This window comes from Neobacillus thermocopriae, assembly GCF_010975035.1.
In the GTDB taxonomy this organism is placed as follows: Bacteria; Bacillota; Bacilli; order Bacillales; family Cytobacillaceae; genus Neobacillus; species Neobacillus thermocopriae.
The window spans coordinates 107464-119480 of sequence record NZ_JAAIUV010000006.1; the positions used below are offsets into that span (position 1 = coordinate 107464).

The window sequence follows — 12017 nt, forward strand, 5'->3', positions numbered from 1 at the left end:
AGTAACATAGTGAAAATCAACCGTAAACTTTAATATAACCTAAATGAAAAAGAGCCAAAAAACTTTAGCTCTTTTAAGATTTTTCCTTTTTAATCAATTCCTTTAATTCCTCAATAAAAACATTAATATCTTTAAATTGACGATACACGGAGGCAAATCGGACATAGGCAACTTCATCCACCTTTGCTAGCCTGTCCATAACCATTTCGCCAATTGCTTCACTTTTTATCTCAGATATTCCTTGATTGCGCAGTATTTTTTCCACTCCATGGGTAATATCTTCTAATTCCTTTAATGCGACTGGCCTCTTTTCGCAGGCTTTAATCAACCCACGGAGAATTTTATCACGGCTGAATTCTTCTCTTGTGCCTTCTTTTTTCACAACAATTAATGGAATTTCTTCGATTTTCTCAAAAGTCGTAAAACGGTAGCCACATTCTTCGCATTCCCGTCTTCTTCGTGTTGCCCGGCCCTCATCAACTGGGCGAGAATCGAGAACACGTGTACCATAATTTTGACATGAAGGGCATTTCATCGAATCAACTCCAACTCTATGGTAAATCCATATCCATTCCAAAGATTATCCTACTATTATCTTATAAAAAAGAGATTCATTGTACAAGTATTGTCTTTGTATTATTGCTTATTAGATTCTTGTATGCAATTGATTGATTCGTTCATAGTAGGATTGAATTCGTTTTTTTAATTCGGGATAAATCCCAAATAACGAAAATTTTTCTGAGGAGATTTTAAAATCAACCGCCGTTTCCATTGGTCTTACATTAACCACTGTAATAATTAGAAAACACGAGAATGGCTTACTGACCTCAACAGCAATCTCCCCGCGATCTTTTGAAACAGTGACCACACGGCAATCGGCATCGTCTTTAAACATCCGTTCCACTGAATCAAAAATTTGATTATATGTTCCTTTATAATAGTGCGTTTTCAGGACCTCATCTTTTTGCTGGTCAGAGGTTTCAATTTCCTTTTTATATCTAGTTAGTAAACCCATTAATGATTCCCCCATACAATTTATCTTTCTTTTATTTTATATCAAGATCCTAAAAATATAAAAAGAGGTGTATAATACACCTCTTTGTTCTCATATGGATTATAGAGCTTTTGCTTGTTTTACCTGTACTGGACCCATCCCGCGTGGAATTTCGATATTCTCACGAGTTTCAGCATTTAGAGCTTCTGCAATATAGTCAGCAGCAATATTTGGATCCATATCGCCGCAAGTATACACATCAATGCTAGCATATCCATGTTCAGGGAAGCTGTGAATTGTCAGGTGTGATTCAGAAATAATGACTACACCACTTACTCCTTGTGGAGCAAATTTATGAAAAGCTACCTCACGAATTTCTGCACCTGATTTTAATGCTGCTTCAACAAACGTTTTTTCAATAAAATCCATGTCATTCAATTTTTCAAAGTCACATCCCCACAATTCGGAGATCACGTGACGTCCCATCGTTTCCATTTCAATTCCCCCTTACTCTTTTGGGTACTTCTTAAAATTTGATATTGACGGCGGCTTGTAATTACCACGGGGGAAAGTTAGTCCAGAGAGGTCCTAACCCTTTAAGTAATTAATCGTCACCTAATTTCAAGAAGTTCACGATGACTAGTATACTTTGTTTATATTTTTTTTGCAACATACTAAAATAAAAAAATCAAATAAATTAATTAGATAAGCGAAAGCCCCCTGTTTAGCAGCGTATGACCTCCTCCCAAAAGCTATCGGTCGTGCGGTGTTGATGCTGTCGGACCCTTCCTTGTGGAGACTCTCCAACTAAGATATAGGAAACACGATGAGCGTAAGTGAACCGATGTTGACTTATCGTAGGGCGGAGACCGAAGGCGTCTCGCTGCTAGGGGCTGGATCTAGACAGTTTACAAAGACATAAATTTATTTTCCAGAATAAAAAAAATGCTGCCTATTCGACAGCATTTTTACTTTGTTATTAACCAACCTTAACTCGAGACTTTTGCAGTAGTTGCTCAGCCACATACAGACTGAGATCCACCACACGGGCTGAATATCCCCATTCATTGTCGTACCAAGCAAGGACTTTTACTTTACGGGTTCCCATCACCATAGTGGACAGTCCATCGATAATGGCGGAGTGTTCATTTGTGTTAAAATCTACCGATACGAGTGGTTCCATAGTGAAGTCCAAAATACCTTTTAAAGAACCACTAGCAGCTTCTTTAAACGCATTATTAACATCCTCAATGGTTACATCCTGCTTTAAGTCTACAACCAAATCGACAAGGGAAACGTTTGGTGTTGGGACACGAAGTGCCATACCATGAAGTTTTCCTTTCAATTGCGGCAGTACAAGTGATAATGCTTTTGCCGCTCCCGTTGTCGTAGGAATGATAGATTGTCCACAGGCACGCGCTCTGCGTAAGTCTTTGTGCGGATTATCAATATTCTTTTGGTCATTTGTATAAGCATGGACAGTCGTCATTAAACCACTTTCAATGCCAAACTTATCATCCAATACTTTTGCTACTGGTGCAAGGCAGTTGGTTGTACAAGATGCATTTGAAATGATCTCATGTTTTTCAATGTCCAACATTTCCTCGTTTACACCCATGACAATCGTTACATCTTCGTTTTTACCTGGTGCAGTTAATATGACTCTTTTCGCGCCTGCTTCAAGGTGTAGGGCAGCCTTTTCTCTTGAGTTAAATTTTCCAGTTGCCTCAATGACGATATCAATCCCCAACTCACGCCATGGCAATTCTTCAGGATTACGATTGCTTAATAATTTAACTCTTTTTCCATTTACGATTAATTCATTATCTAAAGGGATGACATCTCCCTGGAAAGTCCCATGATTGGTGTCATACTTGATTAAATGTGCCAAAGTTTCAGCAGGATAGCTTGCATTAATGGCTACCACATCAAGTTTTTCTTCAAGGATCGCTTGTCTAAAAACCATCCTTCCAATTCTCCCAAAACCGTTAATTGCGATACGTGCTTTCATTTTACGGCCCCTTCCGAATTAATGTTATACTTTTTATCTCTTTCTGTTGTTATTAGTATAACACATTTAATTTTATTTGTGATGAATAAAACGCATATTTTTTTAAGTTTTATAATTCTGATAATTCATTAATAAAAAACCCTAGTTTGATAACAACTATCAAACTAGGGAATTCCACCAATATAAAAAATCCCACACAATTAACACTGTAGTATGACACATTTTTTACGAATTGTAGGATGGAGAGCTAGTGCATATCTTGCATAATGCAAAAAATAGACAAAAAAAAGAAGAGAATATGAATCGTATTCCCTTCTCAAATTAAGCCTTATTGAATCCCCATTCTGACAGCAATTGTAAAAGTTGTTTTCTTGTACAATCGATCGATCCATTATTGTCAATCACTGCATCCACTAGTTTAATCTTGTCAGCAAGAGGCATTTGTGAATGAATTCTTGCTTTTGCTTCCTCTACAGTAAGTTGGTTTCTTGCCATCAGTCGTTTTAATTGAGTTTCTTGATCTACATAAACAAGTATCGTTTTATCGACCAAATACGCTAATTTACTTTCAAAAAGAAGAGGAATATCAAGGACAATTATGTCTTCTTGATTCTTTTTCGCCTCTTCTATTTTTGTCATCATTCGTTTTCTAACTTCTGGATGTACAATCCTATTTAAAGTTTGTCGTTTATTCTCATCGTTAAAAATAATGGTTCCCAGTTTTTTTCGGTCTATTTCACCATTATCCAATAAAATATCTTCACCGAATTCAGCAATAATTTTCTTATAAGCTTGCTCGCCTTTTTGTACGGCCAGCCGCGCTTCTATATCTGCATCGATGACTTGTATATCCATTTCCTTAATCATGTTTGATACTGTACTTTTTCCACTAGCAATTCCGCCTGTCAATCCGATAATAAGCGTCATTCTCTTTTCCTTTCTCTATCAGATTTTCCATATTCCAATAATAATTAAGAGGATACCGGGTAAAATAGCGAACTTTTGAATCCAATCAATTTTGTGGAACAAGGCACCACTTTTGATTCCTAAAAGGACAAATAAGGAACTCATAACGGCGACAGTTACGGCTAATTTTAGTGGAGAGAATCCTAGCATGGCAGCACCGATTCCTGCGCCGAATGAATCAATGGATAGTGCAAAACCTAACATAAACGCTTCGATTCCTGTGATTGTGCCCGATTTATCGAAATCCGCAGACATTGGTTTTCTTAATATATTAATAACCAATCCCAGTGAACGGATTTCAAAATTTACAATCATTTTTTCCGTATCAATTGGTTCCCTTTCCGGACGGAAGAATTGATATAACACCCAGGCGCCAAGCCCTATTAATATAAATCCCCCCAGCTTTGCTGTAATACTTGGTGATAATATTTTTTCAAGACCATGTCCAATTGACACGGCAATCATAAGCGAGATAGCGGAACAAGTAGCAATAATGAGGATGGATTTAAGTGGTATTGCCATTTTTCTCAATCCATAGGTAAAACCTACGCTAAAGCTGTCAAGACTGAGAGCAAAAGCAAGGATGAGAAGTGAGAACAACTGACTCATAGTGTCTAGGACTCCTTCCTGAAAATCACTACAATAGTATATGGTGGGAGCCTATCTAGTGTGTGTCAGTCATTCTCAGCTTTTAATCCAATTATAATTTACAGCCTTTGACAGTTAGGACAGAAATGAGTACCTCTCCCTCCGACCGTTGTTTTTACAATCTCTCTTCCACAGTTTTTACATGGTTCTCCTTTTCGACCATACGCATATAATTCCAGCTGAAACATCCCAATTTCTCCTTGTGAATTGACATAAGAGCGAATGGTGCTTCCTCCTTTTTCAACCGCTTCACGTAATGTGGAAGTAATCTCTTTATGGAGAAGAGTAATTTCCTCATCCACTAAAGAGCTGGCAATCCTTTCAGGATGAATTCCTGAACGAAAAAGAGCTTCATCGACATAAATATTGCCTAGACCGACCAATATTTCCTGATCCAATAAGGCTGGTTTAATTTTTCGATTTGTTTTTCTCAATTTGCTTCCAAGATATTCAACTGTAAAATCCTCTGAAAATGGCTCAGGTCCAAGTGTTGATAATGGAGGTTTTAAAAATTCTTCACCTTTTTTATATAAATGCATGGTGCCGAACTTACGAACATCACGATACCTGAGTTCCGTTCCATCAGTAAAATGGAAGATCACATGAGTATGTTTATCAAATGGATCTTCTTTTGAAAACAAACCATACCTTCCTTCCATCCTCAAATGGGAAACTAAGGCATATTGTCCGGTATAAATAATTAAAAATTTTCCGCGCCGACTAACATCTCTAATTGTTTCTCCTTTTAACACATCAATAAACTGTTCTGTCTCTAAAGGATATTTGATGATTTTTGGCCAATAAATGGTTATATTTTCTATGGTTTTATTAATAACAAGTTTTTTTAATGTCTTCCTGACGGTTTCAACTTCTGGAAGTTCCGGCATTTGAATCCCACCTTATGAAGTATAATTATTTCGCGTCAAACCAGGTTGGGCCGTAGGAATAATCTACTTTCAATGGAACGGATAGTTCAACCGCATTTTCCATGACTAATGGCACTAATTCCTTTAAAATTTCGATTTCCTCTTCAGGTGCCTCAAAAATCAGTTCATCGTGAACCTGAAGCAAGAGTCGGGTTTTTAATCCTTTATCCTTTAATGCTTCATCCATATCGATCATTGCTTTTTTGATAATGTCAGCGGCACTACCTTGAATGGGCGTATTCATTGCCGTCCTCTCTGCAAAACTTCTCAGATTAAAATTGCGGCTAGTTATTTCCGGGATATACCTTCTTCTATGAAGGAGTGTAGTAACAAACCCCTTTTCTTTTGCCTGATGAATTATATCGTCCATGTATTCTTTTACACCTGGGTAGCTGTTTAAATAACGCTCTATGAAATTGCCGGCTTCCTTTCTTGATATGCCAAGTGATTGGGATAAGCCATAATCGCTGATTCCATACACAATCCCAAAATTTACAGCCTTTGCTTGACGGCGCATATTCGAAGTGACTTCCTCCTGGTCAACATGAAAAACCTCCATGGCCGTTTTTGTATGAATATCTAGATCATCTTTAAACGCCTGAATCAACTTTTCATCACCAGAAATATGGGCAAGAACACGCAACTCAATTTGTGAATAATCGGCTGCAAAAATTACCCAGCCAGGCTCTGATGGGACAAAAGCCTGCCGAATTTTTCTTCCTTCTTCCAGGCGAATTGGGATATTCTGAAGGTTTGGATCAATCGAGCTTAATCTTCCAGTCGCCGTTAAAGTTTGCTGGAATCTTGTATGGACCTTTTCCGTTTTCGGATCAATGACTTTTAATAGCCCTTCAATATAAGTTGATTGCAATTTCCCTAACTGTCTATATAAAAGAATATGTTCAATGATTTCATGTTCAGGGGCAAGCTTCTCCAGAACATCCGCAGATGTGGAATATCCAGTCTTTGTTTTTTTAAGAGGTGGTAATCCCAATTTTTCGAATAAAATAACTCCAAGTTGTTTCGGTGAGTTGATATTAAATTTTTCACCGGCCAATTCACATATTTTTTCTTCTATTTCAATGATCCTTTCATTTAATTCCCGGCCCATTGCTTCAAGCCGTTTTCTTTCCACCTTAATTCCGTAAAATTCCATATCTGCTAAAATGAGAGAAAGAGGCATTTCAAGCTCTCTAAATAAATCAAATTGTTCATTCTTTATTAATTCGTCTTCAAGCTTTGCACGCAATTGAGACATCACTAGACCTTTTCGAATAAGATGTTCTGCAAGCTTGTTCATTTCCGGAATTTTTCGTTTGGCTCCTTTTCCATAAAACGCTTCATCTGACTGGATATTACCGATTTGATATTTTTTCGCAATGGCAGCCAAATCTTCACCGGTCTCCGATGGATTTAATATATAAGTGGCCATTAATATATCAAAATCCGCACCCTTTAAGTGAATATTCCTTCTCCTTAAGGAAACTTCCGTCCGTTTTACGTCGTAAACGGTTTTCTTCTTTGATTCGTCCTCTGCCCAATTCTTAAAGGCTTCAGATTGTAATGCCTGTTCCGTTGGCAGAAAGAAATGGCCGTTTTCATTTACAATGGAAAAGCCTAGGATCTCTGCAGTATGATAATTATCTTCGAGCATTTCGACATAAAAATTACTATGTTCAGTAAATAGTTCCTCCGTTATTTGGGCTGGAATTTCCACTTCAATTTCCTCAAGTTCATCTGAGGTGTCGGACTCTGAATCCTCTCCAAGCTTGTCTAATAAGGATTGAAAGCCTAATTCTTTAAATAAGGCGACAACTTTTGCTTTTGCATACCCTTCATAAGTTATATCATCCAAATCAACTTTAATTGGTGCGTGTCTTTCAATCGTAGCCAGTTGTTTACTCATAATGGCTTGATCTTTAAAATTCTGTAACTTTTCTTTTAATTTGGCACCACTCACTTGATCGATAGACTCAAATAATTTTTCGAGTGATGAAAATTCCTTAAGAAGTTTGATAGCAGTCTTTTCTCCTACTCCTGGAACACCCGGAATATTGTCAGAGGTATCTCCCATTAACCCTTTCATATCAATAATTTGTTCTGGAACTAATCCATACTTTTCTTTGATATGTTCTGGTGTATATTCTTCAATATCCGTAATTCCTTTACGGGTAATTCCTACAGTTGTATGGTTTGATGAAAGCTGGGTTAAATCTTTATCTCCAGATATGATTTTTACTTCAAATCCTTCTTTTTCAGCATTTAAAGATAATGTGCCAATAATATCATCCGCTTCATAATTTTCAAGCTCGTACCGGGAAATGCCGTAAGCATCCAAAAGTTCCCGGATAAAAGGAAATTGCTCTGATAATTCTGGTGGAGTTTTTTGTCTTCCACCTTTATATTCTTCAAATGTTTTATGACGAAATGTCGTTTTACCTGCATCAAAAGCAACTAACATATGAGTAGGCTTTTCGTCTTCAAGAATTTTCATTAGCATCATTGTAAAGCCATAAACGGCATTCGTATGTATTCCTTTATCATTATTTAATAGAGGCAGTGCAAAAAATGCGCGATAGGCTATACTGTTCCCATCAATTAGCACCAGCTTTTTCTTTTTCACGTTTTTCACCTTCCAACATCAATTCAAATTTTTCCTAAGCTCAATGATAAATTCACTGCCTTCACCCAAATTACTTCTTACCGAAATGGTACCATGATGTGCTTCAACAAGATGTTTAACAATCGCTAAGCCTAGCCCCGTCCCCCCTGAGTTACGGCTCCTTGCTCTATCAACTCGGTAAAATCGTTCAAATATTCGTGGGATTTCTTCCTTTTCGATCCCCACTCCGGAGTCTTTAACATGTATTCGAACATGCTCCTGACAATCTATAAGAACCACTTTCACATTCCCTTTTGCCGGAGTATAGGTAATGGCATTGCCAATTAAATTGATAAAAACTTGCTTTAACCGATCGACATCACCAGTAATCATTACATTTTTCTTTTCACTAATTAATTCAAGATTAATCTCCTTTGGCTGTGCTTTTCCCTGAAGAAGGGCAACCACTTCATCCAATAAAATATATATGTTAAGTGGGACTATGGAAAGTTTAAAGCCTTGCTGTTCGATTTTAGACAAATCAAGTAAATCTTCAATTAGCGATTGCAAACGGTCACTTTCCTTTTGAATGATGGAAAGGAATGCTTCCAAAGTCTCCTTATTATTCATGGCTCCGTCCAACAGTGTCTCTGTAAATCCTTTAATGGACGTGACAGGAGTTTTTAATTCATGTGAAACATTGGCAACAAAATCCTTGCGCATTTGTTCCAATTTTTTCAACTCTGTAATATCATGAAATACAAGGAGAACCCCTTTCCATACATTATTTGCTCCAAGTATCGGAACACCGTAGACATCGAAATAGCGTCTCTCAATATATAATGGAATTAATAGCTGCCTACTGACTTTTTGTTCTGTCCGAAATACTTCAGCAATTAAATCACATACTTCTTTTTGCTCGATCACTTCATAATACATCTTATTTAAATAGTCGCTTGGAGAAATTTGAAATATATCAGAATATCCTTTATTAACAAGATTAATATATCCACCACTGTCAATTAAAATAAGGCCAGCCCCCATATTTTCAATCAATGCAGTTAATCGATCCTGTTGCATTTCTTGTTGTTTTACGAGCTCTTGCAAGTTTTCAGCCAGCCTATTGATGGATGTAGCAAGTATCCCAGATTCATCCAAACTTTCCATAGTAGTCCGGGCACGGTAATTTCCCTTCGCCAGCTCAACAGCAACATTTGTTGCTTCCTTGATCGATTTCGTAAATGAAGTCCAAACCCGAATTCCACAATATACAGTTAAGATAATGGCAACCCAATGACTGATAGAGAGAATCCACCAAATTTGTCCATAGGTTTGTTTTAGTTCATTATAATTTAAAATTTGAGCAAACAAGATTTCTAATCCTATAAATAAAAAAATAAGGATAGCAATTAGTGCGATTAAAAGTTTTAAATAAAATTTGGTCATTCCTGTTTTGGCCCCTCAATTTTATATCCAAGTCCTCTAACAGTTTTAATATAAACTGGTTTCTTCGTATCCTTTTCAATTTTTTCTCTTAGATGGGAAATGTGCACATCGACAATTCTAGTATCCCCAGCAAAATCATAATTCCAAACAGAGCTGAGCAATTGATCCCGTGTCAGCACACATCCTTTATTTTGAGCCAAATAATGAAGTAATTCAAATTCCTTTAATGTTAATTCTAGTAATTGATCTTTAAAATAAGCTTCATATTTTTCTGGATAAATGGTTAAGTTCCCAATCTTTATTTGAGTAACTTCTACCGTAATGTCATTAACAGTTTCTGTTTGAGCCTGGGTTCTTCTTAAGATCGCTTTGACTCGGGCAATTACTTCCCGAGGACTAAATGGTTTTACCATATAATCATCAGCGCCTAATTCTAAGCCCAATATTTTTTCAAATTCATCGTCTTTTGCTGTCAACATTAATATCGGAATCATAATTTTCTCTTGTCTTAGCATCTTACATACTTCCATGCCATCCAGTTTTGGAAGCATGAGATCTAAAATGATAATATCCGGGGACTCGAGTTCCGCTAGCCGTTTCCCTTCCTCTCCATCCATCGCTGTTATCACTTCATAGCCAGCTTGTTCCAAATTATATTTAAGCAATGTTACAATCGGCTGTTCATCATCCACGACCAAAATTTTAGTTTTCATATAGGGCCTCCCATATAACTGTCCATTCTATTTACATTTACATTATAATATAAAACAAAATAGAATTCCGATACGGAAGCCCTGACAGAAGTTCTGTTAGTATAAATGCAAAAAGGAATGTGATCACACATTCCTTACCTGACCTATTAAAAATTATCTAATGCCTTTCCATGTATATCTTCCAACCTATGAGGCGGACATACGATAAGCTTCCCTTTTATAACCTCTTCTTTTGTCTCATTAACAGCAGTCACATGAATGGTCACTGTATGTTTCTCAAGATTTACATCAGTCACTTCAAACAATAACTCGATCATCGCATAATGATAAACAGGTTTACTAAACTCAATTTCTTGGCTAAGTATGTGTGTACCGGGCCCCGGCAAATATTTTGAAATAGCTGAAGTTATCATTCCAGTTAGCATGATATTTGGGACGATTGGTTTTTTAAAGGGGGTTTGTGATGCATAGTCATGCTGGATATATAACGGATTCGCATCATCGGTTAAGCCTAAATAAAGAAGAAGATCCTTATCCTCAACTTTTTCTGTTACTGATAATTTCTCACCAACACTGATTTCTTCAATTCTTCTGCCAATCTTTCTCTTTTTTCCTAAAAGCATTACTGGAACCTCCTTTATGAAAGCGATTTCAGAAATAGATAGAGAAATTCGGAGACCCATGGGACCCCGAACTCCTAACATAGTATTAAACTAATACATTCATAACGTTGCGTACAGATTGAACTGATTTATCGAGTGCAGCTTTTTCTTCTGGAGTAAGGTCAAGCTCAATTACTTTTTCTATACCGTTTGCACCAAGGATAGTTGGTACCCCCAGATAAATCCCTTCATACCCATACTCTCCTTCTAGGTAGGCGATAGCTGGTAATACACGACGCTGATCCTTAAGAATAGCTTCACACATTTCTACTAAGGAAGCTGCAGGGGCATAGTATGCGCTACCGTTACCCAATAGACTAACGATTTCGCCGCCTCCTTTTCTGGTACGTTCCACAATTGCCTCTAAACGGTCTTTTGGAATTAATTTTTCTAGTGGAATTCCACCAGCGTATGAATATCGAACAAGTGGAACCATTTCATCCCCGTGGCCGCCCAAAACGAAGCCGGTAATATCTTTCACAGAGAGGTTTAACTCTTGAGCAACAAATGTACGGAAACGCGCAGTGTCAAGAACACCTGATTGACCGATGACACGGTTTTTAGGGAAGCCGGACTCTTTATATACTGTGTACGTCATAGCATCAACAGGATTCGTTAATACAAGAATCGTACAGTTAGGAGAATACTTTACAACTTCCTGAGTGACTGCTTTCATCACCTTTTGGTTAGTTTGCACTAAGTCATCACGGCTCATGCCAGGCTTACGTGCTATACCTGCTGTGATTACAACAATATCAGAGTCCTTTGTGTCTTCATAATTGGATGTACCAATGATATTCGCATCAAATCCCTGAACCGGACTTGCTTCTAGCATATCCAGCGCTTTACCCTTTGTAGGATTTTCCATTTGAGGAATATCAACTAGAACAATATCACCAAGCTCTTTCTGGGCAAGCAGGAATGCAGTCGTAGCACCGGTAAAACCGCCACCAATCACAGAAATTTTCTTGCGTTTTAAAGACATTTTTGCTCTCCCCTTTATGAATGAAATTTAAATTCAAGGGGCTGTTAACAAACAGCCCTCATGA

12 protein-coding genes are annotated in these 12017 nt (G+C 37.4%); all 12 read right to left on the reverse strand.

From position 1 onward, the window contains the following. Nucleotides 1–73 precede the first annotated feature (73 nt). The 12 genes from nrdR to mdh all read right to left on the reverse strand — a co-directional run bounded on the left by nrdR (nt 74) and on the right by mdh (nt 11953). Entirely contained in the window at nt 74–535 is a 462-nt protein-coding gene (gene nrdR / locus G4Z05_RS05905; RefSeq protein WP_038536643.1) for a transcriptional regulator NrdR, read from the reverse strand. Between the two features lie 111 nt (nt 536–646). Further along, on the reverse strand, nt 647–1015 hold the full coding sequence (locus G4Z05_RS05910) for a hypothetical protein (RefSeq protein WP_163250913.1): 369 nt from the start codon (nt 1013–1015) through the stop codon (nt 647–649). A 99-nt stretch (nt 1016–1114) separates the two neighbouring features. Further along, nucleotides 1115–1489: an adenosylmethionine decarboxylase gene (speD, locus tag G4Z05_RS05915; protein ID WP_038536647.1), complete on the reverse strand. Its 375-nt coding sequence runs from the start codon at nt 1487–1489 to the stop codon at nt 1115–1117. A gap of 484 nt (nt 1490–1973) precedes the next feature. After that, nucleotides 1974–3005 carry a glyceraldehyde-3-phosphate dehydrogenase gene (locus G4Z05_RS05920; RefSeq protein ID WP_163250914.1) on the reverse strand — a complete coding sequence of 344 codons (1032 nt, stop codon included), beginning with the start codon at nt 3003–3005 and terminating at the stop codon, nt 1974–1976. Nucleotides 3006–3326: 321 nt separating this feature from the next. Beyond that, a complete protein-coding gene (gene coaE / locus G4Z05_RS05925; protein WP_163250916.1) occupies nt 3327–3932 on the reverse strand; it encodes a dephospho-CoA kinase in 606 nt (201 codons plus the stop codon). Nucleotides 3933–3950: 18 nt separating this feature from the next. Then, nucleotides 3951–4580, reverse strand: coding sequence for a sporulation membrane protein YtaF (gene ytaF / locus G4Z05_RS05930; protein ID WP_038536653.1), 630 nt, complete (start codon nt 4578–4580; stop codon nt 3951–3953). A 98-nt stretch (nt 4581–4678) separates the two neighbouring features. Further along, the gene (mutM, locus tag G4Z05_RS05935; RefSeq protein ID WP_163250917.1) at nt 4679–5506 is read right to left on the reverse strand and encodes a DNA-formamidopyrimidine glycosylase; all 828 of its coding nucleotides are present in this window, start codon (nt 5504–5506) and stop codon (nt 4679–4681) included. A gap of 25 nt (nt 5507–5531) precedes the next feature. Then, the gene (gene polA / locus G4Z05_RS05940) at nt 5532–8168 is read right to left on the reverse strand and encodes a DNA polymerase I (RefSeq protein WP_163250919.1); all 2637 of its coding nucleotides are present in this window, start codon (nt 8166–8168) and stop codon (nt 5532–5534) included. An 18-nt stretch (nt 8169–8186) separates the two neighbouring features. Then, nucleotides 8187–9593 (reverse strand): two-component system histidine kinase PnpS, encoded by a 1407-nt coding sequence (pnpS, locus tag G4Z05_RS05945; protein ID WP_163250921.1) that lies wholly within the window; start codon nt 9591–9593, stop codon nt 8187–8189. Then, complete coding sequence (locus G4Z05_RS05950; protein ID WP_163250923.1) at nt 9590–10306, reverse strand: response regulator transcription factor; 717 nt, start codon at nt 10304–10306, stop codon at nt 9590–9592. The genes pnpS and G4Z05_RS05950 overlap by 4 nt, the downstream gene beginning before the upstream one ends. Before the next feature lie 146 nt (nt 10307–10452). Next, nucleotides 10453–10929, reverse strand: coding sequence for a MaoC/PaaZ C-terminal domain-containing protein (locus G4Z05_RS05955; protein WP_163250925.1), 477 nt, complete (start codon nt 10927–10929; stop codon nt 10453–10455). Nucleotides 10930–11014: 85 nt separating this feature from the next. Then, nucleotides 11015–11953: a malate dehydrogenase gene (mdh, locus tag G4Z05_RS05960; RefSeq protein ID WP_038536667.1), complete on the reverse strand. Its 939-nt coding sequence runs from the start codon at nt 11951–11953 to the stop codon at nt 11015–11017. Between the last annotated feature and the right edge of the window lie 64 nt (nt 11954–12017).

Excerpts from the sequence above, each read along its gene's own strand:
- nrdR (WP_038536643.1), bottom strand. The coding sequence starts at position 535 with ATGAAATGCCCTTCATGTCAAAATTATGGTACACGTGTTCTCGATTCT.
- G4Z05_RS05910 (WP_163250913.1), bottom strand. The coding sequence starts at position 1,015 with ATGGGTTTACTAACTAGATATAAAAAGGAAATTGAAACCTCTGACCAG.
- speD (WP_038536647.1), bottom strand. The coding sequence starts at position 1,489 with ATGGAAACGATGGGACGTCACGTGATCTCCGAATTGTGGGGATGTGAC.
- G4Z05_RS05920 (WP_163250914.1), bottom strand. The coding sequence starts at position 3,005 with ATGAAAGCACGTATCGCAATTAACGGTTTTGGGAGAATTGGAAGGATG.
- coaE (WP_163250916.1), bottom strand. The coding sequence starts at position 3,932 with ATGACGCTTATTATCGGATTGACAGGCGGAATTGCTAGTGGAAAAAGT.
- ytaF (WP_038536653.1), bottom strand. The coding sequence starts at position 4,580 with ATGAGTCAGTTGTTCTCACTTCTCATCCTTGCTTTTGCTCTCAGTCTT.
- mutM (WP_163250917.1), bottom strand. The coding sequence starts at position 5,506 with ATGCCGGAACTTCCAGAAGTTGAAACCGTCAGGAAGACATTAAAAAAA.
- pnpS (WP_163250921.1), bottom strand. The coding sequence starts at position 9,593 with ATGACCAAATTTTATTTAAAACTTTTAATCGCACTAATTGCTATCCTT.
- G4Z05_RS05950 (WP_163250923.1), bottom strand. The coding sequence starts at position 10,306 with ATGAAAACTAAAATTTTGGTCGTGGATGATGAACAGCCGATTGTAACA.
- G4Z05_RS05955 (WP_163250925.1), bottom strand. The coding sequence starts at position 10,929 with ATGCTTTTAGGAAAAAAGAGAAAGATTGGCAGAAGAATTGAAGAAATC.
- mdh (WP_038536667.1), bottom strand. The coding sequence starts at position 11,953 with ATGTCTTTAAAACGCAAGAAAATTTCTGTGATTGGTGGCGGTTTTACC.